Consider the following 21891-nt stretch of genomic DNA (forward strand, 5'->3'; position numbering starts at 1 on the left):
CATGACAATGTGTCATAGTGTGGTGGAAGCTCCGTCCCTGGAGGTGCGTTGTTCGACCTGATCACGATCGGCCGCTCTGGCGTCGACATCTATCCGCTGCAGACCGGCGTGGGCCTGCCCCGCGTCGAGACGTTCGGCAAGTTCCTCGGTGGCAGCCCGACCAACGTGGCGGTCGCCGCGGCCCGGCACGGGCTGCGCTCCGCTGTGATCACCGCCACGGGGGCGGATCCCTTCGGCGAGTTCGTACGGCAGGCCCTGCGCGGATACGGCGTGGACGATCGCTACGTGGGCACCGTGCACGGCCCGCCCACGCCGGTCACGTTCTGCGAGATCTTCCCACCCGACGACTTCCCGCTGTACTTCTACCGCGGCGAGCATCCTCCGGACCTGCAGGTCAGCCCGGATAGCCTGGACCTGGAGTCCATCGGCGGCGCCGGGGTCTTCTGGTTCACCGGCACAGGGCTGAGCCAGGAGCCCAGCCTGGCCGCGCACCGCGCCGCGCTGGAGGCCCGCACCTCCGGCTGGACGGTGTTCGACCTGGACTACCGCCCCATGCTGTGGGACTCCCCCGGCAGGGCGCCCGAGGTCTACCGCTCGGTGCTCGGGCACGCCAATGTGGCGGTGGGCAACCTGGAGGAGGTCGAGGTGGTCACCGGCACCCGTGACCCGGAGGCGGCCGCCCAGGCGCTGCTGGACGCCGGGATGAAGGTGGCGATCGTCAAGATGGGCCCACGCGGGGTGCTCGCGCGCAGCGCGGACGAGCACGCGGTGGTCGAGCCCGTGGAGGTCGAGGTGGTCAACGGCCTGGGCGCGGGCGACGCCTTCGGCGGCGCGGTCAGCCTGGGGCTGGTGCGCGGCTGGCCGCTGGAACGCACAGTTCGCTTCGCCAACGCCGCCGGCGCCTTCGTCGCCGGCCAGTTGGCCTGCTCGGATGCCATGCCCACCACCGACGAGGTGCTCACGCTCCTCAAGACCGCCGGAGCGGACGTTGACTGAGACCACCCTTCCCCGGCCGGCCCGCTACGAGGACCTGACCCGCATCAGGGCCACCAACCCCGAGGAGATCGCCGCAGCCGCGGCCCGGCGCCAGCGGCGTGGCCTGCCCGGCGAGGACGAGCGGCTGCTCATCATCGCCGCCGACCACCCGGCCCGCGGCGCGCTGGCGGTGCGCGACAGGCCGCTGGCCATGGCCAGCCGTGCTGACCTGCTCCGCCGCCTGCAGGTGGCGCTGGCCAGGCCCGGCGTCGACGGCATCCTGGCCTCGCCCGACGTGCTCGAGGACCTGCTGCTGCTCGGCGCGCTCGAGGGCAAGCTGGCCTTCGGCTCGATGAACAGGGGCGGCCTGCAGGGCTCGGTCTTCGAGCTGGACGATCGCTTCACCGGGTTCGACGCGCCGTCGATCGACGCCATGCGCCTGGACGGCGGCAAGATGCTGTGCCGCATCGACCCGGCCGACCCCGCCACGGTCGCCACGCTGGAGTCGTGCGCCCGCGCCGTCACCGACCTGGCGCGCCGGCGCCTGGTGGCGATGGTCGAGCCGTTCTGGTCGGGGCGCACTCCGGCGGGCTCGGTCCGCAACGACCTGTCGCCCGACGCCGTGATCCGCGCGATCAGCATCGGCCAGGCGCTCGGCGTGACCTCCGCCTACACCTGGCTCAAGATCCCGGCGGTGGCCGAGATGGAGCGCGTGATGGCGGCCACCACGCTGCCCGCGCTGCTGCTCGGCGGCGACCCGCCCGACATCGACGCGGCCTACGCCGACTGGGGCCGCGCACTCCAACTGCCCGGCGTGCGGGGCCTGGTGGTCGGCCGGGCCCTGCTCTACCCACCGGACGACGACGTCGCCACCGCCGTGGACGCCGCCGCCGCCCTGGTCCGCGAGGTGAGCCCATGACACACATCCCGTACGGCAAGGCCGCCAGGGACCCGTGGTCGGTCGAGATCACCCCGTCGACGGCCGGGTGGACCTACTCCGGCCTGCGCGTCGTCGATCTGGACGGCCCGGTGGAATTCTCCTCCGGCGACGAGGAGATGCTGGTCCTCCCGCTGGCGGGTTCCTGCACCGTGGCCTACGGCGAGGGGACCTTCGACCTGAAGGGCCGCGAGTCCGTCTTCTCCGGCCCCTCCGATTTCGCCTATATCCCGATAAACACGCATGTGCGGCTTGATGGCGCCGGCCGGATCGCCCTGCCGAGCGCCCAGGCCACCCGCGCGCTGGAGCCCCGGTACGTGCCCGCCTCTGACGTGGCCGTGGAGATCAGGGGTGCGGGGCAGTCGACCCGGCAGGTGAACAACTTCTGCTCGCCCGGGGCCTTCGACTGCGACAGGCTCATGGCCGTGGAGGTCCTCACCCCGGGCGGCAACTGGTCGTCGTACCCGCCGCACAAGCACGACACCCCGAACCCGGGCGAGGCCGTGCTCGAGGAGATCTACTACTTCGAGGGCGGCCCCGGCTACCAGCGCGTGTACACCTCGGAACGCGGCCACATCGACACGCTGGCCGAAGTGCGCCCCGGCGACGTGGTCCTGGTCCCCTACGGCTACCACGGCCCGTCGATGGCCGCGCCCGGCTACAACCTGTACTACCTGAACGTCCTGGCGGGCCCGGCCGAGGAGCGGTCGATGGCCTTCTGCGACGACCCCGCCCACGCCTGGATCCGCGGCTCCTGGGCCGATCAGGCGCTCGACCCGCGACTGCCCTTCGGGAGGAACCCATGACGCGACTGACCGTCGCCCAGGCGGTGGTGCGTTTCCTGGCCGGCCAGTGGACCGAGCGGGACGGGGTCGAGCATCGCCTGTTCGGCGGCGTGTTCGGCATCTTCGGCCACGGCAACGTGGCGGGGCTCGGCCAGGCGCTGGCCACCTCACCGCAGGAGGGCCTGCCGTACCGGCTGGCGCGCAACGAGCAGGCGATGGTGCACGCTGCGGCGGGCTACGCGCGGGCGAGCAACCGGCTGTCCACGCTGGCCTGCACCACCTCGGTGGGTCCCGGCGCGACGAACATGGTCACGGGGGCGGCGGGCGCGACGATCAACCGGCTGCCCGTGCTGCTGCTGCCCGGCGACGTGTTCGCCACCCGGGTGGCCAACCCGGTGCTGCAGGAGCTGGAGGACCCGCGCTCCTACGACATCTCGGTCAACGACGCCTTCAAGCCCGTCTCCCGGTTCTGGGACCGGATCAACCGGCCCGAGCAGCTGCCGCCGGCGCTGCTGGCGGCGATGCGGGTGCTGACCGACCCGGCCGAGACGGGCGCGGTGACGCTGGCGTTGCCGCAGGACGTGCAGGCCGAGGCGTGGGACTGGCCTGAGGAGCTGTTCGCCAGGCGCGTCTGGCACGTCCCGCGGCCCAGGCCGGAACGGGCGGCGCTGGCACGGGCGGCCGACCTCATCAAGACCGCCAGGCGGCCGATCATCGTGGCGGGCGGCGGGGTCATCTACAGCGAGGCCACCGAGCAGCTGCGCGCCTTCGCCGAGACGTACGGCATCCCGGTGGCCGAGACGCAGGCGGGCAAGGGCAGCCTGCCGTACGGGCACGAGCTGGCGGTGGGGGCGGTCGGCGCGACGGGGACGACGGCGGCCAACGCGCTCGCCCGCGAGGCCGACCTGGTCATCGGCGTGGGCACCCGCTACAGCGACTTCACCACCGCCTCGCGCTCGATCTTCGGCGCCGACGCCGCGGTGGTGAATCTCAACATCACCTCCTTCGACGCGGCCAAGCTGTCGGGCGTGCAGCTGGTGGCCGACGCCCGCGAGGGCTTGGCGGACCTGACCGAGGCCTGCCGCGGCTGGGCCCCCGAGGACGGCTACCGGGCCCGCGCCGCCGAGCTGACCCTCGCCTGGGACGCCACGGTCGAGGCGGCCTTCGCGATGGACGGCACGCCGCTGCCGCAGCCGGCGGTGATCGGCGCGGTCAACGCCGCGGCCGGCCATGACGGCGTGGTGGTGTGCGCGGCCGGCTCGATGCCCGGCGACCTGCACAAGCTCTGGCGGCCCAGCGGCCCGGGCAGCTACCACGTCGAGTACGGCTACTCCTGCATGGGCTACGAGATCGCCGGCGGGCTCGGCGTGAAGCTGGCCGCGCCCGAGCGCGAGGTCTTCGTCATGGTCGGCGACGGCTCCTACCTGATGATGGCCCAGGAGCTGGTCACCGCCGTGGCCGAGGGGGTCAAGCTGATCGTGGTGCTGGTCGACAACTCCGGCTTCGCCTCGATCGGGCGCCTGTCGGAGAGCGTCGGCGCCGAGCGGCTCGGCACTTCCTACGGTTTGCGCGGCACCGGCCGCTACGACGGCGGGCCGCTGCCGGTCGACCTGGCGGCCAACGCGGCCAGCCTGGGCGCCACGGTCGTGCGGCCCGACTCGCTGGAGGACCTGCGCAAGGCCCTGGCGGCAGCCAGGGCGGCCGAGGAGACCACGGTCATCTACGTCAGGACAGACCCGCTGCTCGACTCGCCCTCCTCGGAGGCCTGGTGGGACGTGCCGGTGGCCGAGACGTCCCCGCTGCACGCCGCCTACGCCGAGGCCAAGCGCTCCCAGCACCCGCACCTGTAAGTCACGCTCACGGGCGCCCATCTCGGACTCACCGGGGTGGGCGCCTCAGCCTTTCCGCCTGCACGATGCCCACCTCGCCCGCGCGCCGCAGGTAGTCGGCGATCACATCGAGCTCGGCATCCGAATATCGCCTCAGCACCTGGCCATAGGCCGTGCCGGGGATCCGCCACGCCTCGCCGATCCTGGCCCGCGCCTCGGGGACCAGCTCGACGAGCGCCTTGCGCCGGTCGTGCGGATCGGCCTGCCGTACCACCAGACCGGCCTTCTCCAGGCGGTCGACCAGCCTGGAGGCCGAGCCTGCCGTCAGGCCCGTCAGCCGGGCGATCTCCCCCGTCGGCATCGGGCCCTCCTTCGAGTCGAGCAGCGACACGCACTGCAGATCGGTCGGATGCAGGCCCAGATGCTCCGCCAGGGCCTGGTTGAGCAGCACGTACGCCGCGTAGTGGCGCTGGCTCTCCGCGATGATCCGCGCCAGCTTGTCGTCCCTGTTTGACATGGCGCCTCCTGACCCTCCATATTTATGTGCGTCGCACAACATCTTCTTCACGCAATATGTGTGTCGCGATTATAGCTCAGGAGACTTCCCCGTGTTCCTCGCGCAACCCCGCGCCCGCCCATACGCCGTGCTCGCGGTCATCCTCGCCGCCGCGGTGATCGACCTGCTCGACTCCACCATCACCAACATCGCCGCCCCCACCATCGCCGCCGACCTGGGCGGCGGCGAGACCCTCATCCAGTGGCTGGGCGCCGCCTACGCGCTCGCGCTGGGCGTGCTGCTCGTCGTGGGCGGCCGCCTGGGCGACAAGTACGGCAGGCGCCGCCTCTTCCTGGCCGGTATGGCCGGCTTCATCGTGGCCTCGACCGCGTGCGGCCTCGCCGTCACTCCGGCCATGCTCATCGTGTCCCGGCTGGTCCAGGGGGCGTTCGGCGCCCTGCTCGTCCCGCAGGGCTTCGGCATCCTCACCACGGTCTTCCCGCGCGAGCAGCGCGCCAGGGCGTTCAGCGCCTTCGGCCCTGCGCTCGGGCTGTCCGCCGTCGGCGGCCCCATCCTGGCCGGGTTCCTGATCCAGGCCGACCTGCTGGGGACCGGCTGGCGCGCCATGTTCCTGATCAACCTCGTGCTCGGCGGGGGCGCCCTGATCGCCGCCCACCGCCTGCTCCCCCGCGACGCGGGCGACCGCTCCGTCACCCTCGACGGCCCTGGCGCCACGCTGCTCGCGCTCACCATGCTGGGCCTGCTCTACGGCCTGATCGACGGATCCGGCCACGGCTGGTCCGCGCTACCGCTCGGCTCGCTGGCCGCCGGGCTGGTCTGCTTCGCCCTGTTCTGCCGGCGCCAGGTCACCGCGCCCGCCCCGCTCGTCGTGCCCTCGCTGCTGCGCAACCGCGGCTTCACCTTCGGGCTCGTGCTGAGCGTCGTGTTCTTCGCCGCGGTCTCCGGGCTGCTGTACGTGCTGTCGCTGTTCATGCAGAACGGCCTCGGCTACGGGCCGCTGCAGGCCGCGCTCGGCCTGTCCCCCGTGGCGGCCGGGATCGTCGTCGCCTCGATCGTCTGCCGGCGGCTCGTCGCCTCACTCGGCCGCACCCTGATCTTCGCCGGGCTGCTGGTCACGCTCGCCGGCGTCGGCTGGCTGCTCCTGCTCGTCCCGGCGCCGTCCGCCTGGCTGCTCGCCTGCCCGGTGCTGGTCATCGGGCTCGGCATGGGCACCTGCTTCGGCACGGTCTTCGACGTCACCATCGGCGACGTCGACCCGCACGAGGCCGGCAGCGCCAGCGGCTCACTCACCGCGGTCCAGCAACTGGCCAACGCCATCGGCGCCGCCGCGGTCGTCACCGTCTCCTTCGGCTCAGTGGCCGCGGCCCTGTTGCTGGTCGCCGTCGCGATCCTGGCCTGCTGTGGCCTGGTCTGGCTGCTGCCTCGCCGGGCACTGGCCCACCACTCCTGAACCCTTTCTCGTCCTTGGAGGACCTTCCCATGATTCTCGTCACCGGCTCCCGTGGCGCCGTCGCCACGCACCTGATCTCCCTGCTGCGCGAGCGCGGCCTGCCGTTCCGCGCCGCCTCCAGCTCCGCCGACGCCGCCGTCACCCTGAACCTGTCGGACCCCGCCACGTTCGCGCCCGCGCTGGAAGGCGTGACCTCCGTCTTCCTCTACGCCAACGCCGGCCACCCCGCCGCCTTCGCCGAGCAGGCCGTCGCGGCGGGCGTCCGCCACGTCGTGCTGCTCTCCTCGTCCTCGGTCCTCAGCCCCGACGCCGACGACAGCCCGCTGGCCAAGTCGCACCTGGAGGTCGAGCGCGCGCTGTTCGACTCCCCGCTCCAGGTGACCTCGCTGCGCCCTGGCGCGTTCGCGAGCAACGCACTCGGCTGGGCGTGGGCGCTGCGCTCCGGGCGGCCGATCACTCTGCCCTACCCGAACGCGCACAGTGACGCCATCCACGAGGCCGACATCGCCGAGGCCGCGCTGGCCGTGCTCACCGAACCCGGCAAGGCCGGCCGCCCCTACACGCTGACCGGTCCGGAGTCGCTCAGCTTCACCGACCAGGCGGAGATCCTCGCCGCGGCCGTCGGGCGCGCCATCCCCACCGAGGCGGTCACCCGCGAGCAGTGGAAGGCCGCGATGGGCGATTACATGCGCCCCGAGTACGCCGACGCCCTCCTGGACTGGTGGCAGTCCTGCGACGGCCGCCCCGCCACCCTGACCTCCGACGTGGAGACGCTCACCGGCCGCGCTCCCCGCACGTTCGCCACGTGGGCGCGCGACCACGCCGATGCCTTCGCATCCTGAGGGTTCGTGCTGGCCTGCCACGCTTCAGTTCAGGATTGTGCGGAGCGCGCCGGCCAGGTCGCCCCGGGGGTCGGGGCTCGCGCCCTCGGCGCGCCAGGCCACGTACCCGTCAGGGCGGACCAGCACGGCGCCGTCGCCGTCCAGCCCGTAACGGCCGGGCCAGGCGCCCTCGACGTCCAGCACGTCCCTGCCCACCTGGTAGGCGCGCACCCCGGCCGCCTCGGCCGCCTCGACCCAGGACGGCGAGGCCGACAGCAACACGAACGCGTCGTGGAACAGGTCGTGCACGCCGATCCTGGCGCCGTCGTGGTCGAGCCAGACGTGCGGCGCCCGGGTGCCTGGGCGGGCCTCCTGCTGCACGGTCTCGCCGAACACCCCCTCGTGCCCGGCTCCCACCATGGCCGTGGAGCGATAGCGCTGGCCCAGGATGCACATGATCGGGTCAGCCGGATCGTCCTCCGGGTTCGGGCCGAAGCGGGCCTGCTGGCTGCGCACGATCAGGTCGGCCAGCTCCAGCGCGACCGGGCGGCGCTCGGCATCGTAGGTGTCGAGCAGCCGGTCGGAGGCGCCGCCGTTGATCACGGCGGCCAGCTTCCACGCCAGGTTGTGCGCGTCCTGCACCGCCGAGTTGGCGCCCATCGCCTGCGCCGCCGGCCACACGTGCGCGGCGTCGCCGACCAGGAACACGCGGCCGTCGCGGTAGCGGTCGGCCACGCCCACGGCCTCGACCCAGGCGGCCTTGTCCACGACCTCCACGGGCAGGTCACGCCCGATCAACTGCTTGGCGATGTCCGCGAGACGCTCGTCGGTGTAGTCCTCGGGGGACTCCTCGGCCGGGTCGTAGGTCACCCCGATGCCCCAATGGCCCGGCAGCGCGTGCGAGGCGAACGCGCCGTTGGCCATGGCGCCGGGACCGCCGATGATCCAGAACAGCGCCTTCTTGGTGATGATGTCCGACAGGTCGGCGCGGAAGGTGAACGACACGAAGTTCCGCAGCACGCGCAGGCCGGGACGGTCGATGCCGAGCTGCTCCCTGATCTTGCCGCGGAAACCGTCGGCCGCGATCACATAGCCGGCCCTGATCGTGCGCCGCTCGCCGGTGGCCCGGTCCTCGGTCACCACGGTCACGCCGTCGGCGTCAGGCTCCACGGACACGCACTGCGTGTTGAAGCGCAGGTCGGCGCCGGCCTTGCGGGCGGCCTCCGCCAGGATCGGCTCGACCGTGCTCTGGTCGGCCATGCCGAACTCGCCCGCCGTGAGCTCGGGCAGCCCGCGGGACGAGTCGTCGCCTCCCCAGAGCCACTGCCACTCGCCGGCCAGCGTGCTGCAGCGGGCCACGCCCGCCTCGTCCTCGAACGGCCGGCCGGCCTCCTTGACCGCCTGCTCCAGGCCGAGCGGGCGGTAGATCTCCATGGTGCGCGGGTTGATGCCGCGGGCGCGGCCCAGGATCGAGATGTCGTAGTGGCGGTCGACCATGACGCAGGGCACGCCGTGGTGCGACAGGAACAGCGCCGAGGCCAGGCCGGCGTAGCCGCCGCCGACGATCAGTACGGGGGTGGTCTCCACGATGGGTGTCCTCTCTAGCGGGTGGGGTCGTCGACGGTGGGGTAGGTGCCGTTCCTGCGGGCCTGGCGCGCGTCCTCCAGGTACTCCCTGGTGAGCATCGCGGAGACGATCGCGACGCCGCCGCGCTGCACGCGGATCTCGCTCCCCGCCGCGGTGCCGGTCAGCCGGATGCGGCGCTCGCCGCGGGCCGGGGCCTGCCAGTCCTTGACCTTGCCCCGGCCGGTCCAGTGCAGGTCCCACTGGTCGATCGCGGCGTCCTCGGGGACCAGCAGCTTGACCACCGCGTGGTCGAGCTCCAACCGCAGGTCCAGGTCGGCGGGCAGGCCGGGCGAACGCAGGTCGATCACGGTCTGGCCGTGACGGGAGCGGACCTCGAAGGAGTCCGCCGTGGTCCAGTTGCCCAGTCGCCTGGTGACGGCGTGGTCGCTGTGGATGCGCTCTGTCGTGTTCATGGCGTAATAGTTGCACTGAAACTAGTAGCTCGTCAACTAGTAATTTTGGAGCTAGTATCAGCTGCATGAACAGCTCACCCCTGGCCCTGACGGTCCTGGGCATGCTCACCTACGAGCCGTCCCACCCGTACGGCATCCAGCGCCGCATCAAGCAGTGGGGGAAGGACATGGTCGTCAATGTGGGCCAGCGCGCCTCCCTCTACCGGACGATCGACCGCCTGCTGGGCGAGGGGCTCATCGCGGTCCGCGAGACCGGGCGCGACCAGCTCTACCCGGAGCGCACGGTCTACGAGATCACCGAGGCAGGACGCACCATTGCCCGCGAGTGGCTCATGGAGATGCTGGCCGTACCGAAGCAGGAATTCCCGCAGTTCCCCGCGGCGCTGTCGCACGTGATGCTGCTCGCACCCGAGGAGGCTATCGGGGTGCTGGAGCGGCGCGAGCAGGCGGTCAGCCGGGAGCTGGCCGAGCTGGAGTCTGGCCTGGCCGAGGTCGGTGACGTGCCGCGGATCGCGATGGTGGAGTCCGAGTACCTGCGCGCGGTGACCAGGGCCGAGGCCGAGTGGCTGCGCGCGCTCATCGAGGACCTACGGCTGGGACGGCTGCGCTGGTCGCGCGAGGAGCTGGAAGCGGCGGCCGGTTCTGGATAATCATGGCAACATGCGATGGGTTACCTTCGACTGTTTCGGCACCCTGATCGACTGGCGGCACGGCATCTCCACCAGCGCCGACCTGCTGGCGCCCGGGCAGGGCCCGCGGCTGCTGGCCGCCTACAACCAGCACGAGCAGCAGGTGCAGACCGAATCTCCGACCATGCGCTACCGGGACGTGCTGGCCGAGGCACTGCGCAGGGCGTGCACCGACGAGGGCGTTCCGCTCTCGCGCGACGACGCCGGGATCCTGGGCGCCACGTTGCCGTACTGGCCGGTGTTCCCCGAGGTGGGCGCCGAGCTGTCGGCGCTGCGGGAGGCCGGGTGGAACCTGGCGCTGCTCACCAACTGCGACCTGGACCTGATCGGCGAGACCCGGCGCCGGCTGCCTGTGCCGTTCGACGCGGTCGTGACGTCCGAGGACGTCGGCGCCTACAAGCCCGCCGACAACCACTTCGACCGCTTCGACGCCGCGTTCCAGCCGGAGCGGTGGGTGCACGTGGCGCAGAGCTACGTGCACGACATGGTGCCCGCGCACCGGCTGGGGATCGCCCGGGTGTGGATCAACCGGCAGGATCAGCGGCCCGCGGACCCGTCGATCCTGCAACAGGTGCTGCCCGACCTGAAGGGCCTCCTGACGGCCGTCGAGCGGGCCTAGCCGCCCTCGCGCTGTTCGAGTACGTCGGCGATCCCGGCCAGGAAGGCGTCCACGTCGGCGATCAGGTAGCCGGGGCGTAGCAGCACGGTGGCGAACTTGGCCGCGCGCGCCTCCTTGGCCGTCACCGGGTAGGCCGTGGTGCCGCGCAGCGTGGCCACGATCCGGTCCAGGAACGCGTCGATCTCGTCCTCGTTGTAGCCGGTGCCCATCCGGCCGGGACGGAACGCCACCCGCTCCACGCGGGCTGCCTGCGTCTCGAACCACTCCTCGCGCAGCAGATCTCCGGTGGGCTCCGCCATGGCCAGCCGTAACGGGCTCTTGGCCATCGTCTCGAGCGCCACCACGAACGCCTCGAGCGCGAAGTCGACCGCGGTCTCGTGGTAGCCGCCGCGTTTGCCGCGGAAGGTGGCCCTGCGCACCTCGTCGGCGGTGACCGGGTCGGCGTCGCGCTTGCCCCGGCCCAGCGTCGCCTCGATGCGCGCGATCAGAGCGTCGACGTCCGCCGGATCGTAGCCGGAGCGCATACCCATGACGCGCGGAAAGCGGTTCAAGCCTGCGCTCCTATCTCAACCTGTGCCGGGGGTATCCCTATTGTGGGGGTCTTTATCCTGACAATGCGAGTCGCTCGCTACGGTGACATCCCTATGCGGCTTTCGAAGGTCTCCTTCCGCTATCGAAGGCGTTCCCCCTCCGTGCTCGACGACGTGGACTTCGCGCTCGAGCCCGGCGACGTGGTCGAGGTGACCGGGGGCAACGGGGCGGGCAAGTCCACCCTGCTACGCCTGCTCGCCGGCCTGACCAGGCCGACCACGGGCACGGTCACCGGCCGTCCCGCCGTGGTGGGTTTCGCGCCCGACAGGTTCCCCGTCGACCAGCCGTTCACGGTGTCCGGCTACCTGCGGCACATGTCCCGCGTGCGAGGCGGCGCCCGCTGGGAGCCGTGGGCGGAACGGCTGGGCATGACGCAGTTGCTCGGGCTCCGGCTGGGCGAGCTGTCCAAGGGCAGCGCGCACAAGGTCGGCCTGGCGCAGGCGCTGATGGCCGCGCCGGGGCTCCTCGTGCTCGACGAGCCGTTCGCCGGGCTCGACGCCGACACCCGATCGGGCCTTCCCGGGCTCGTCACCGAGCTCTCCGCCGACGGCACCATCGTCGTGGCCAGCGACCACCAGGGCGGGCTGCGCGACCTCGCCTCCGTGCGGCACCTGACGGTTGTGAGCGGCCACGTCAAGGAATCCTCGCTCGCGACCCGGTCCACGATCGAGGTGGACGTGCCGTCCGTGGAGGTGTCCGGGTTCCTGTCGCGGATGCGCGCCGAGGTCTACCAGGCCCGGGAGGTGGCCCGGTGATCGCCCTGACCGTCTTCCGCGTGGCGGCCTACGTCCGCTCGCACCGCGTCTACCAGGCCCTGCTGCCGGTCCTGGTGATGCTGGCCATCGTCTACGCCAGCCGGGCCCCCGCCGGCTCGGAGGCCGCGGCGCTGACCGACTCGGCCGTGCTCGTCATCCCGTTCCTGGCCTGGTCGTCGCGCGGGCTCCTGGACACCGAGCCCGACCGGCAGCGCGCCGTCTCTGCCACCGCGGTCGGCGGGCCGGCCAAGGAGATCTTCGCCGGGCTCCTGGCCGCTACCTGCATGTCGGCGGTCTTCGCCGCGCTCGCCCTGGTCTGGGGTCTGCTGCTGGGGCTCTCCGCCTCGCCCAGCTCATCCGTCCTGACGGCCGCGATCGTCCTGCACGCGCTCGCGGTCCTGGCCGGTGTCACGCTCGGCGCCCTCACCAGCCGGGCGGTCCTGCCCTCGCCCGCGGTCTCGCTCATGGCGTTGCTGATCGGGTTCCTCTTCATGCTGGTGGTCAGCTCCAGTCCCGCCTACTGGCTCACGGTCCCGATCACCCGCTGGATGAAGTCCGCCGGCCTCGGCCACCTGCCCGCCGACCTGCCCGTGCTCGCCGCGATCTCCCTGGCCTGGTGCCTGCTCGGCCTCACCGCCTACTACGGCGTGCGCCGCACTCACGGCGCCTGACCCAGCACGGCAAGCTTCGACCTGTACGGCGAGCCGCCTCTCCGTGACGCGGCCTCTTCGCGAAGGGCCCCCCGGCGCCGCCTCGGCGAGACCTGGGACGGCGGAACCCAGCGCCCTGTACGGCGGGCACCCTGGCGCCACGTGGGCGAGACGCGGCACGGCGGCCTGCGCGAAGGGCACCCTGGCGCCGGGTCGGCGAGACGTGGGACGGCGGAGCCCGGCGCTCTGTGCGGCGGGCAACCGAGATCCGCGGTGCCTGGCCAAGCGGGCGTCGTAGCGGCGAGAAGCGCAGGGCTACTCATCCGTGGCGACTCGTGCCGGACCTCAGGGGACGTCGGCGAGGGGCGGTTGCGGCGGCCCTGCCGTACAACAGCAGTGTGAACTACTCGGCGGCGGCGAGCTGGCCGCAGGCGCCGTCGATCTCGCGGCCGCGGGTGTCGCGGACCGTGACCGGGACGCCGTGGAACTCCAGGCGGCGGACGAAGGCGCGCTCGTCCTCCGGCCGGGAGGCCGTCCACTTCGAGCCGGGCGTCGGGTTGAGCGGGATCAGGTTGACGTGCACGAGCTTGTTGCGCACGAGCTTGCCGAGCAGGTCGGCGCGCCACTCCTGGTCGTTGATGTCCTTGATCAGGGCGTACTCGATGGAGACCCGGCGCTTGGTCTTGGCCGCGTACGCCCAGGCGGCGTCCAGCACCTCGGCGACCTTCCAGCGGGTGTTGATCGGCACCAGCGTGTCGCGCAGCTCGTCGTCGGGCGCGTGCAGCGACAGGGCCAGTGTGACGGGCATGCCCTCGTCGGCGAGCTTGCCGATCGCGGGCACCAGGCCGACCGTCGACACGGTGACACCGCGCGCGGAGATGCCCAGGCCGTGCGGCGCGGGCTCCACCATGCGGCGCACCGCCTCGACGACCTGCTTGTAGTTGGCCAGCGGCTCGCCCATGCCCATGAACACGACGTTGTTCACCCGGCCGGGACCGCCGGGGATCTGGTTGTTCGCCAGCGCGCGGGCGCCCGCGACCACCTGCTCGACGATCTCGGCGGTCGACATGTTGCGGGTCAGGCCCGCCTGGCCGGTGGCGCAGAAGGGGCAGTTCATGCCACATCCGGCCTGGGACGACACGCACATCGTGACCCGGTCGGGGTAGCGCATCAGCACCGACTCGACCAGCGCTCCGTCGAACAGCCGCCACAGCGTCTTACGCGTCGTACCGCCGTCGGTGGCCTGTTCCCTGACCGGCGTCAGCAGCGTGGGCAGCAGCGCGCCCAGCCTCTCGCGGGCGGTGGCCGGCAGGTCCGTCATCGCCTCGACGTCGCTGGTCAGGTGGGAGAAGTAGTGGCGGGAGAGCTGATCGGCGCGGAACGGCTTCTCGCCCAGCTCGGCCACCGCGGTCCTGCGGGCAGCCATGGTCAGGTCCGCCAGATGCCGCGCGGGCTTGGCCCGGCGGGGCGCGACGAAGGTGAGCTGGCCTGGAGGCTGGGACACGTGGCTGCCTTTTCTCGACTGTTTCCGACCAGGGTAGTGAACGTTCCCCACCGCACGCGCATTCCTCCACCCTTCCCCGTACGGCCGGCCCCCCGCCCCCGTGCCCCCCTACCTCCAACCGCCCCACCGCATGCGCATTCCTCCACTTCCCGTACGGCAGGAAGCGCGCACCCGCTGCCGCGTCCGTGGTCGTGTGTTCGCGAGCCATCCACGGTCCGGCTGTTTGCCGGGGAGGCGCGCGAAGTCGGGATGCGTTTTCGCGGGGTGGGGTCTGGTTGTGGTGCAGGTCAGGGGGTGGGTGCGGGGGGATGGGGAATGTGGGGGAGCTCCGGGTAGCGAGATGCCTCGCATGCGGGATATTTCGCGATCTAAAGTCGTACTCGTATGGCGATGTTTCGGTCGGCGTCTGGCGAGGGGCAGGCCGAGGTCGTCCTCACCGCCGGCAACCCGTACGGCAGCCGGACCCTGGTGGTCGAGCGGGACGAGGACTCCTCGGTCGCTTACCTGTGCTCACCCGACGGCCAGGTGCACGGCGCGGTCTGGCTGGCCAACCACCGCCCCGCCCCGCCCGTCGTGGACCTGGCGCGGATCAACGCCGGCCTGCCGCCGCTGATGCCCCGCCCGAACACGCTCCACCCGGAGGGCCGCCGCCCGCTCGGGCAGCTGACCGCGCTCTGGTTCGAGGAGGGCGACGGCGTCGCGCTCTTCGAGGACGACAGCCTGCTCGCGGTGATCCCCGGGTGGGCGGACATGAATCGCGGCATGCCCGGCTACGCCCGCGACGCGGTGGGCGAGTCGCCCTTCGCCTGGGCGCTCTCGGAGGCGCTCGAGGGCCTGGAGCCCCGGATCGCCAACGCCCGCTCGTACTGGCGCTGGCGGCACAGCGAGGGATCGTGGCCGTCGTTCCAGGAATTCGTCATGGGCCACCTGGACCGCACGCTCGGCCCCGCGGGCCGCTACTGGGACGCGGGCGGCGAACGCCTGCCCACCGTCGGGATCACCGAACGCCCCCCGCACGCCGGCAGGGAGTACACGGTCCTGTCGACCGTGGGGATGAGCTGCCAGCGCATGCCCACGATCGAGCAGTGGATCGACCGGCCCGGCGCCTACGCCAGGATCGAGCTGGCGGTGGCCACCCGCGAGGACCCTCGCGACGCCGCCCTGCTGCTCGTGTGGCTGGGCCAGTATCCATGGCATTCGGTCACCTGGCTCGGCCACGGCCACACGGCCCGCTGGTATCACGAGCCGTCGACCTTTCCCCTGGGCTCGCAGTACTCGGGCGTCCTGATGATCGCCGACCCCCCAGACATGCCTGACATGTCCGGCTTCGTCTTCGGCGGCGAAGCAGTCCGCTGGCTCTGGCTAACCCCCGCGACCCACGAATCCCTCACCCACCCACCAAACCCCTGACCCCTACCGCCTCCCACGGAGCGCTGGAATTTAGGCCCTCGCAACCACCTCGGTAGCGCCGCATCACGGCCGGGTCCTCGGGACCGCCTTAGCACGTTGGGTCCTCGAGGCCGCCATGGGCGGCGCCGCGTTGGCTGGGGGATCTGGTGCGGAGCGTGGTGGGTCAGAAGAAGAGGGTCATCAGTAGCCACACCGGCACGAGGGTCGTGACCAGGGAGTCGAGGCGGTCCATGATGCCGCCGTGGCCGGGCAGGATCGTGCCCATGTCCTTGATGCCGAGGTCCCGCTTGATCATGGACTCGATGAGGTCGCCGACCGTCGCGAGGAGCGCCGCCAGCGCCCCGATGAGCGCGCCCTGCCAGATCGCGCCGTGCATGAGCCAGACCACCAGCCAGGCCCCGACGGCGGTGCACGCGATGACAGACCCGGCGAAACCCTCCCAGGTCTTCTTCGGGCTGATCACCGTCATCTTGTGCCGCCCGAACAGCACGCCCGCGATGTAGCCGCCGATGTCGCTGGCCACGGTCACCGCGATGAAGATCAGCACCCGGTTGTCGCCGTCGGCGGGCCGCAGCAGCAGCGCGGCGAACCCGGCCAGCATCGGCGGGTAGATCAGCGTGAACACCGACGCCGTGGTGTCACGCACGTAACCTTCGGTGCCCGCGCTGAACATCCGCCAGATCAGCAGCACGAACACGAACACGACGAACGCCCCGAGCAGCCAGACCGGCCCGCCCCAGTAGGCGCCCGCCAGCATCGCCACCATGCCGCCGAGCACCGGCACCGGCGGCACCTTGATGTCCCTGGTGCCCAGCGCCTGGGTCATCTCCACGACGCCGACGCCGACCGCCGCGGCCACGACCAGGAGGAACAGCTCCTTGATCGTGTACAGCGAGCCGATGACCGCCGCACCCAGGACCACCCCGACCGCGATCGCCGCGGGCAGGTTCCTTCCGGTACGGCTGCCGCCGCTCGGGCTGGTGCCAGCCGTACGCTCTTCCACTCGTTCTCCCAAAACCACCGGTACCGGGCGTCCCGGCCTACCGTGTGGGTCACCACTCCCCTGGGCCACGCCCACAATGCGGCGTAACGGCGCCCAGCCCCGCATCACCGGAGGAGCGTCACCCTGGACAGAGCCCAGCCGAAGTGCGGCGACTGGACTCTCCCCCGGCTTGCCGTACAAGAGCGATAAAGCTACACCTCGAGGAGCTCGGCCTCTTTGTGCTTGAGGAGCTCGTCGATCTTGGCGACGTGCTTCTGGGTGATGTCGTCGAGCTCTTTCTCGGCGCGGCGGACCTCGTCCTCGCCGGCCTCGCCATCCTTGATCATCTTGTCGAGGACTTCCTTGGCGGTGCGGCGGATGTTGCGCACGGCGACCCTGGCCTGCTCGCCCTTGTTCCTGGCGACCTTGATGTACTCCTTGCGGCGCTCCTCCGACAGTTCGGGGAACGACACGCGGATCACCGCACCGTCGTTGCCGGGGTTGACGCCGAGGTCGGAGTCGCGGATCGCCTTCTCGATCGCGGTCATCGAGCTCTTGTCGTAGGGCTGGATGATGACCATGCGGGCCTCGGGCACGTGGAACGAGGCCAGCTGCTGGATCGGGGTCGGCGAACCGTAGTACTCGGCGTTGATCTTGTTGAACATCGAGGGGGTGACCCTGCCCGTCCGGATGCCCGCGAAGTCCTCCTTCGCCACCGAGACGGCCTTGTCCATCTTTTCCTCAGCTTCGAGGAGAGTTTCGTCGATCACAACGGCTCCCTTACTTCCCTGCCGGACTCACCAGCGTGCCGATCTTCTCACCGCGGACAGCGCGCAGGATGTTCCCATCGCCCATCAGGTCGAAGACGACGATGGGCAGGTCGTTCTCCCTGCACAGGCTGATCGCGGTCTGGTCCATGACCGCGAGGTCGCGCACCAGGACCTCCGCGTAGTCGAGGTGGTCGAACCGGACGGCGTCGGGATTCTTGCGCGGATCGGAGTCGTAGACGCCGTCCACCTGGGTGCCCTTGAGCAGGGCCTCCGCGCCCACCTCGAGCGCGCGCTGCGCCGCGCAGGTGTCGGTGGAGAAGTACGGCGTGCCGAGTCCGGCGCCGAAGATGACCACGCGCCCCTTCTCCAGGTGCCTGATCGCCCTTCGGGGCAGGAAGGGCTCGGCGACCTGCTGCATGGTGATCGCGGTCTGGACCCGCGTCTCGATGCCACGCTTCTCCAGGAAGTCCTGCAGCGCCAGGCAGTTTATGACCGTGCCGAGCATCCCCATGTAGTCGGCCCTGGCGCGGTCCATGCCGCCCTTGGACAGGGCGGCGCCGCGGAACATGTTGCCTCCGCCGACCACGACCGCGACCTGCACGCCCTCGCGGACGGCCTCGGCGATCGAGTCGGCCAGGTGGCCCACGATGAGCGGGTCGATGCCCAGCGGCTCGCCGCCGGCGAAGGCTTCGCCTGACAGCTTCAGCATGACCCTTTTATACGAAGAAGCCGCCGACGTGGCTGGCTCCTGGTTCTCCTGCACGGCGGCGGCCTCCTTCGTTAGGCGGTTGGTTGGGCTCCAAGCTTGCTCAAGCCTAAGCCTGTCCGACCTTGAAACGGACGAAGGCGAGGACCTCGACACCGTTCTCCTCGGCGTACTTGGCCACGCTCTTCTTGTTGTCCTTCACGAAGGCCTGCTGGAGCAGCGTGAAGTCCTTGTACCAGCCGTTGACGCGACCCTCGACGATCTTGCCGATGGCGGCCTCGGGCTTGCCCTCCTCGCGGGTCATCTCCTCGAAGAGCTTGCGCTCCTTGTCGATGACGTCGGCGGGCACGGAGTCGGCCTTGAGGTACTGCGGAGCCATCGCGGCGGCGTGCTGCGCGACGTCCTTGGCGACCTCGGCGTTCGGCTTGTCGAGCTGGACCAGCACGCCGACGGCCGGCGGCAGCGCCGGGTCGGTCTTGTGCATGTAGGCGCCGATGTAGCCACCCTCGAGCACCGCGAAGCGGCGGATCTCGATCTTCTCGCCCAGCGCGGCGTTGGCCTCGTCCAGGTGCTCCTTGACACTCTTGCCGTCGTACTCCGAGGCAAGCAGCGTGTCCACGTCGGCCGGCTTGGTGGCCAGGATGTGGTTGACGACGCCGGCGGCCAGCTCCTGGAAGCGCTCGCCCTTGGCCACGAAGTCGGTCTCGCAGTTGAGCTCGAGCAGCGCGGCGGCGGAGTCGCCGTCCTGCTTGAGCGCGACCAGGCCGTTGGACGCGGTGCGCTGCTCGCGCTTGCCGACGTCCTTGGCGCCCTTCAGACGCAGCAGCTCGATGGCGCGGTCGAAGTCACCCTCGGACTCCTCGAGCGCCTTCTTGCAGTCCATCATGCCGGCAGCGGTGATCTCGCGAAGCCGCTTGACGTCGGCCATGTTCACGGAAGCCATTGCTCTTTTTCCTCGTGGGATTTCGTCGTGGATGGGGTGGGCGCACGGCCCACCCTGTCGTTCGTGAGGCCGCCTTCGTCCATCGTCCGGCTGCCTCTGTCGTTCGTACGGCTCGCGTGCTCGTTCGCGCGGCGCGTTGTTTCGCTCGTACGGCTCGCGCCGCCGCGGCTACCGGCGTCGCGCGAGCCGTACGTGTGGCTCGTCCGGGCCGTATGCTCCCTCGGCGCCAGTTCGGCTAGGAGGGGCACGGCGGAACCCGGCGCACCGTCGACGTCACCTGCGGTGAGCACCGCCATCGAACCCTCGATGGCGGTCACCGCTCGTCCAGACGTCGAGGAGTTGGCCTCAGGCCTGCTCCGTCTCGCCCTCGACGCCCGCCTCAGCCTCAGCAACCTCGGCCTCAGCCTCGGCCGGGGCAACCTCAGCCTCAGCCTCAGCCGGGGCAACCTCAGCCTCGGCCGGAGCGGCGTCGGCCTCGGCGGCCACCTCGGTGGTGTCCTCGGCCACGGCCTCGGCCGCGACGTCGGCGTCCTCGACCGCGCGCTCGGACGGCTGCTCAGGAGTCTGCTCGATCAGCTCGCGCTCCCACTCGGCCAGCGGCTCGGCGGCGGCGGGCTTCTCGTCACCGCGAGCGGCGCCGGAACGGGCCATCAGACCGGCGGCGACACCGTCGGCGACCACGCGGGTCAGCAGACCGACGGCGCGGATGGCGTCGTCGTTACCCGGGATCGGGTAGTCGACCTCGTCGGGGTCGCAGTTGGTGTCGAGGATCGCGACGACCGGGATGCCAAGCTTCTTGGCCTCGGAGATCGCGATGTGCTCCTTCTTGGTGTCGACGACCCACACCGCGCTGGGCACGCGGCCCATGTCACGGATACCGCCGAGCGTGCGCTCGAGCTTGTCCTTCTCGCGGCGGCGCATCAGGAGCTCCTTCTTGGTGAGCCCCGACCCGGCCACGTTGTCGAAGTCGAGCTCCTCGAGCTCCTTCAGGCGCTGAAGCCTCTTGTGCACGGTGGAGAAGTTGGTGAGCATGCCACCCAGCCAGCGCTGGTTCACGTACGGCATGCCGACGCGAGCCGCCTGCTCGGCGATCGCCTCCTGCGCCTGCTTCTTCGTGCCGATGAACAGGATCGTGCCGCCGTGGGCGACGGTCTCCTTGACGAAGTCGAAGGCGCGGTCGATGTAGGACAGCGACTTCTGCAGGTCGATGATGTAGATGCCGTTGCGCTCGGTCATGATGAAGCGCTTCATCTTCGGGTTCCAGCGGCGCGTCTGGTGTCCGAAGTGAACGCCGCTCTCGAGCAGCTGTCGCATAGTGACGACGGGGGCCATGTGATGGTCCTCCAGGTCTGGCGCCCTGTGGGAAGGGCGCGGTTCTCGGTTGTGCCGCGGCAACCATGGGGCTGCCGCCCTGATGCCCCGAAACCGCGCCAACCGGGCACGAGCCCGGACCGAAGGAGCGGTTCGCGATGGGGCATGCGAAGTCGGCCCGCGTACACAGGCCATCGGAAAGTCTACCTCCCACACCACCCCAACCAGACCGCCGAACGCGCTCCCCCTCGCCGCCAACCCACCCCCAACCAGCCCACTCCCCCACCTCACCCCAAGGCCGCACCCCCTCGACTCCTGCACCACCCACTCCCCCACCTCACCCCAAGGCCGCATCCCCCGACTCCAGCACCACCCACTTCCCGACCTCACCCAACCGCCGCGTTCCCCAACTCCTGCACCATCTACGCACCACCCACTCCCCCGCCTCACTCCACCGCCGCGGCCTCCGACTCGTGCACCATTTGTGCACCACCCACTCAACTTGGTTACCGCTGGCCCCGACTTCGCCCGCCGCTCCCGTGTCGGGGCCCCTCGCTCCGCCGCCCCCTTGCCCACTTCCTATGGCGACCTTCAGCCCCCGCCACACCTTTCGAGCTCGGCATCCCCCCGTAGCTACCGCCCCCACCTCTGCCCTCCGCCGGGCGCCCGGAGCCACACGCGCCGTCCCCGCTGCGCCGAACACTCACGCGGGCTCGAGCTCACCACCCAGCACCCGATGCGGCCGCGGGCCGCAGCCCGGGGCCACACGCGCCCGCCCCCACCACGCCGAACACTCACGAGGGCTCCAGCTCACCACCCAGCACCCGATGCGGCCGCGGGCCGCAGCCGGGGGCCACACGCGCCCGCCCCCACCGCCGCCGAACGCTCACGCAGGCTCGAGCTCACCACCCAGCACCCGACGCAGCCGCGGGCATCAGCGGGCGTCGTGGTCCTCGGTGGGCAGGCCGGGGGCCGGACGCGCAGCCCGCGGGAAGATGTTGACCTGGACCTCGGCGATCCGAGCCCCCTCCGGCACCTGCCCACGGCGCCTGTTCCTGGCCACGTACGGCTCGAGCAACCGCTCGACCTCCCTGACCAGCAGCTTGGCCTCCGAGGCGTCGAGCAGCAGCGTCGCGACGCTGAATACGGTCGCGTCCCGCCACTCCTCCGGCTCGCGATCGAGGTCGGCCAGCGCCCGCTCGGCCTCCTCGCCCGCCTGCTTGCGGAACGCCCGGATCAGCATGTCCTTGGCCGCCCTGACCTCGGGCTGGTCGTCGGGCTGCGTGCCGACGCTGAGCGATGACCGTACGGCCCGCCAAGCCCGCTCCCGCCCGTCGCCCGTGGCGGGAGCGTCCTCGACGAAGCCGTACTTGGCCAGCATCCGCAGGTGGTAGCTGGCCGCGCTGGGCGAGATGCCGGCGTTCTCCGCCACCTCGGTCGCCGTGGCCGATCCGGCCGCGCCGAGCTGGTTCAGGATCGCCAGTCGCGCCGGGTGCGCCAGCGCCCGCATCGCCTTGGGGTCGCTGAGCGGCTCCCGTTCCTCCATGGGCCAAAGGTACCCGGATCAGTTCTGAAGTATTGCCTTCATAACTCTGAAGGATTACTTTC

23 protein-coding genes are annotated in these 21891 nt (G+C 71.1%); 11 read left to right on the forward strand and 12 right to left on the reverse strand.

Annotated elements, in window-relative coordinates:
- The first annotated feature begins 48 nt into the window (after positions 1 to 48).
- From iolC to iolD, 4 genes are read left to right on the forward strand one after another with little or no spacing between them, the layout of a single operon-like run.
- Positions 49 to 996, forward strand: a complete 948-nt coding sequence (iolC, locus tag ACIBHX_RS37585) for a 5-dehydro-2-deoxygluconokinase (RefSeq protein ID WP_397072206.1) — start codon at positions 49 to 51, stop codon at positions 994 to 996.
- A complete protein-coding gene (locus ACIBHX_RS37590; protein WP_397072207.1) occupies positions 989 to 1894 on the forward strand; it encodes a deoxyribose-phosphate aldolase in 906 nt (301 codons plus the stop codon). Before iolC ends, ACIBHX_RS37590 begins: the two co-directional genes overlap by 8 nt.
- Positions 1891 to 2718, forward strand: a complete 828-nt coding sequence (gene iolB / locus ACIBHX_RS37595; protein ID WP_397072208.1) for a 5-deoxy-glucuronate isomerase — start codon at positions 1891 to 1893, stop codon at positions 2716 to 2718. Before ACIBHX_RS37590 ends, iolB begins: the two co-directional genes overlap by 4 nt.
- Positions 2715 to 4547 carry a 3D-(3,5/4)-trihydroxycyclohexane-1,2-dione acylhydrolase (decyclizing) gene (iolD, locus tag ACIBHX_RS37600; RefSeq protein WP_397072209.1) on the forward strand — a complete coding sequence of 611 codons (1833 nt, stop codon included), beginning with the start codon at positions 2715 to 2717 and terminating at the stop codon, positions 4545 to 4547. Before iolB ends, iolD begins: the two co-directional genes overlap by 4 nt.
- Before the next feature lie 28 nt (positions 4548 to 4575).
- On the opposite strand, the gene ACIBHX_RS37605 is transcribed toward iolD, so the two are convergent.
- Positions 4576 to 5043 carry a MarR family winged helix-turn-helix transcriptional regulator gene (locus tag ACIBHX_RS37605; protein ID WP_397072210.1) on the reverse strand — a complete coding sequence of 156 codons (468 nt, stop codon included), beginning with the start codon at positions 5041 to 5043 and terminating at the stop codon, positions 4576 to 4578.
- Between the two features lie 91 nt (positions 5044 to 5134).
- Between ACIBHX_RS37605 and ACIBHX_RS37610 the strand changes: the two genes are divergently transcribed.
- Both ACIBHX_RS37610 and ACIBHX_RS37615 read left to right on the forward strand, forming a co-directional pair.
- Positions 5135 to 6493: an MFS transporter gene (locus tag ACIBHX_RS37610; RefSeq protein WP_397072211.1), complete on the forward strand. Its 1359-nt coding sequence runs from the start codon at positions 5135 to 5137 to the stop codon at positions 6491 to 6493.
- Positions 6494 to 6522: 29 nt separating this feature from the next.
- Positions 6523 to 7335, forward strand: a complete 813-nt coding sequence (locus ACIBHX_RS37615) for an NAD(P)H-binding protein (RefSeq protein WP_397072212.1) — start codon at positions 6523 to 6525, stop codon at positions 7333 to 7335.
- A 24-nt stretch (positions 7336 to 7359) separates the two neighbouring features.
- On the opposite strand, the gene ACIBHX_RS37620 is transcribed toward ACIBHX_RS37615, so the two are convergent.
- On the reverse strand, positions 7360 to 8901 hold the full coding sequence (locus tag ACIBHX_RS37620; RefSeq protein WP_397072213.1) for an FAD-dependent oxidoreductase: 1542 nt from the start codon (positions 8899 to 8901) through the stop codon (positions 7360 to 7362).
- A 14-nt stretch (positions 8902 to 8915) separates the two neighbouring features.
- Positions 8916 to 9353 carry a hypothetical protein gene (locus tag ACIBHX_RS37625; RefSeq protein ID WP_397072214.1) on the reverse strand — a complete coding sequence of 146 codons (438 nt, stop codon included), beginning with the start codon at positions 9351 to 9353 and terminating at the stop codon, positions 8916 to 8918.
- Between the two features lie 65 nt (positions 9354 to 9418).
- Here ACIBHX_RS37625 and ACIBHX_RS37630 point away from each other — a divergent pair, with 65 nt between their 5' ends.
- Positions 9419 to 10003, forward strand: a complete 585-nt coding sequence (locus ACIBHX_RS37630; protein WP_397072215.1) for a PadR family transcriptional regulator — start codon at positions 9419 to 9421, stop codon at positions 10001 to 10003.
- A 10-nt stretch (positions 10004 to 10013) separates the two neighbouring features.
- Entirely contained in the window at positions 10014 to 10661 is a 648-nt protein-coding gene (locus ACIBHX_RS37635; RefSeq protein WP_397072216.1) for an HAD family hydrolase, read from the forward strand.
- Here ACIBHX_RS37635 and ACIBHX_RS37640 read toward each other — a convergent pair.
- Positions 10658 to 11212, reverse strand: coding sequence for a DivIVA domain-containing protein (locus tag ACIBHX_RS37640; protein WP_397072217.1), 555 nt, complete (start codon positions 11210 to 11212; stop codon positions 10658 to 10660). The genes ACIBHX_RS37635 and ACIBHX_RS37640 overlap by 4 nt on opposite strands.
- A gap of 93 nt (positions 11213 to 11305) precedes the next feature.
- On the opposite strand from ACIBHX_RS37640, the gene ACIBHX_RS37645 reads away from it, so the two are divergent.
- Together ACIBHX_RS37645 and ACIBHX_RS37650 are read left to right on the forward strand one after the other, a co-directional pair.
- Positions 11306 to 12007 (forward strand): ATP-binding cassette domain-containing protein, encoded by a 702-nt coding sequence (locus ACIBHX_RS37645; RefSeq protein ID WP_397072218.1) that lies wholly within the window; start codon positions 11306 to 11308, stop codon positions 12005 to 12007.
- On the forward strand, positions 12004 to 12678 hold the full coding sequence (locus ACIBHX_RS37650) for a hypothetical protein (RefSeq protein WP_397072219.1): 675 nt from the start codon (positions 12004 to 12006) through the stop codon (positions 12676 to 12678). The genes ACIBHX_RS37645 and ACIBHX_RS37650 overlap by 4 nt, the downstream gene beginning before the upstream one ends.
- A 382-nt stretch (positions 12679 to 13060) precedes the next feature.
- Here the strand turns inward: ACIBHX_RS37650 and rlmN are convergent, their stop codons facing one another.
- Positions 13061 to 14161: a 23S rRNA (adenine(2503)-C(2))-methyltransferase RlmN gene (gene rlmN, locus ACIBHX_RS37655; RefSeq protein ID WP_397072220.1), complete on the reverse strand. Its 1101-nt coding sequence runs from the start codon at positions 14159 to 14161 to the stop codon at positions 13061 to 13063.
- A gap of 384 nt (positions 14162 to 14545) precedes the next feature.
- Between rlmN and ACIBHX_RS37660 the strand changes: the two genes are divergently transcribed.
- On the forward strand, positions 14546 to 15571 hold the full coding sequence (locus ACIBHX_RS37660) for a suppressor of fused domain protein (protein WP_397072221.1): 1026 nt from the start codon (positions 14546 to 14548) through the stop codon (positions 15569 to 15571).
- Between the two features lie 163 nt (positions 15572 to 15734).
- Here ACIBHX_RS37660 and ACIBHX_RS37665 read toward each other — a convergent pair whose 3' ends face one another.
- The 7 genes from ACIBHX_RS37665 to ACIBHX_RS37695 form a co-directional block, all read right to left on the reverse strand.
- Positions 15735 to 16574, reverse strand: coding sequence for a phosphatidate cytidylyltransferase (locus ACIBHX_RS37665; RefSeq protein ID WP_397072222.1), 840 nt, complete (start codon positions 16572 to 16574; stop codon positions 15735 to 15737).
- 191 nt (positions 16575 to 16765) lie between these two features.
- Positions 16766 to 17323: a ribosome recycling factor gene (frr, locus tag ACIBHX_RS37670; protein WP_397072223.1), complete on the reverse strand. Its 558-nt coding sequence runs from the start codon at positions 17321 to 17323 to the stop codon at positions 16766 to 16768.
- Between the two features lie 10 nt (positions 17324 to 17333).
- On the reverse strand, positions 17334 to 18032 hold the full coding sequence (gene pyrH, locus ACIBHX_RS37675; protein ID WP_397072224.1) for a UMP kinase: 699 nt from the start codon (positions 18030 to 18032) through the stop codon (positions 17334 to 17336).
- A 106-nt stretch (positions 18033 to 18138) separates the two neighbouring features.
- Positions 18139 to 18972, reverse strand: coding sequence for a translation elongation factor Ts (tsf, locus tag ACIBHX_RS37680; protein WP_397072225.1), 834 nt, complete (start codon positions 18970 to 18972; stop codon positions 18139 to 18141).
- Positions 18960 to 19289 (reverse strand): hypothetical protein, encoded by a 330-nt coding sequence (locus tag ACIBHX_RS37685; protein ID WP_397072226.1) that lies wholly within the window; start codon positions 19287 to 19289, stop codon positions 18960 to 18962. Before ACIBHX_RS37685 ends, tsf begins: the two co-directional genes overlap by 13 nt.
- 28 nt (positions 19290 to 19317) lie before the next feature.
- A complete protein-coding gene (rpsB, locus tag ACIBHX_RS37690; protein ID WP_397072227.1) occupies positions 19318 to 20304 on the reverse strand; it encodes a 30S ribosomal protein S2 in 987 nt (328 codons plus the stop codon).
- Between the two features lie 913 nt (positions 20305 to 21217).
- Positions 21218 to 21829, reverse strand: coding sequence for an ArsR/SmtB family transcription factor (locus ACIBHX_RS37695; protein ID WP_397072228.1), 612 nt, complete (start codon positions 21827 to 21829; stop codon positions 21218 to 21220).
- Positions 21830 to 21891: the final 62 nt, after the last annotated feature.

It is taken from the genome of Nonomuraea sp. NPDC050536 (assembly GCF_044457685.1).
Lineage (GTDB): Bacteria > Actinomycetota > Actinomycetes > Streptosporangiales > Streptosporangiaceae > Nonomuraea.

Excerpts from the sequence above, each read along its gene's own strand:
- ACIBHX_RS37615 (WP_397072212.1), top strand. The coding sequence starts at position 6,523 with ATGATTCTCGTCACCGGCTCCCGTGGCGCCGTCGCCACGCACCTGATC.
- ACIBHX_RS37635 (WP_397072216.1), top strand. The coding sequence starts at position 10,014 with ATGCGATGGGTTACCTTCGACTGTTTCGGCACCCTGATCGACTGGCGG.
- iolD (WP_397072209.1), top strand. The coding sequence starts at position 2,715 with ATGACGCGACTGACCGTCGCCCAGGCGGTGGTGCGTTTCCTGGCCGGC.
- iolB (WP_397072208.1), top strand. The coding sequence starts at position 1,891 with ATGACACACATCCCGTACGGCAAGGCCGCCAGGGACCCGTGGTCGGTC.
- ACIBHX_RS37645 (WP_397072218.1), top strand. The coding sequence starts at position 11,306 with ATGCGGCTTTCGAAGGTCTCCTTCCGCTATCGAAGGCGTTCCCCCTCC.
- ACIBHX_RS37660 (WP_397072221.1), top strand. The coding sequence starts at position 14,546 with ATGGCGATGTTTCGGTCGGCGTCTGGCGAGGGGCAGGCCGAGGTCGTC.
- ACIBHX_RS37695 (WP_397072228.1), bottom strand. The coding sequence starts at position 21,829 with ATGGAGGAACGGGAGCCGCTCAGCGACCCCAAGGCGATGCGGGCGCTG.
- ACIBHX_RS37625 (WP_397072214.1), bottom strand. The coding sequence starts at position 9,353 with ATGAACACGACAGAGCGCATCCACAGCGACCACGCCGTCACCAGGCGA.
- ACIBHX_RS37630 (WP_397072215.1), top strand. The coding sequence starts at position 9,419 with ATGAACAGCTCACCCCTGGCCCTGACGGTCCTGGGCATGCTCACCTAC.
- tsf (WP_397072225.1), bottom strand. The coding sequence starts at position 18,972 with ATGGCTTCCGTGAACATGGCCGACGTCAAGCGGCTTCGCGAGATCACC.
- pyrH (WP_397072224.1), bottom strand. The coding sequence starts at position 18,032 with ATGCTGAAGCTGTCAGGCGAAGCCTTCGCCGGCGGCGAGCCGCTGGGC.
- ACIBHX_RS37605 (WP_397072210.1), bottom strand. The coding sequence starts at position 5,043 with ATGTCAAACAGGGACGACAAGCTGGCGCGGATCATCGCGGAGAGCCAG.
- rpsB (WP_397072227.1), bottom strand. The coding sequence starts at position 20,304 with ATGGCCCCCGTCGTCACTATGCGACAGCTGCTCGAGAGCGGCGTTCAC.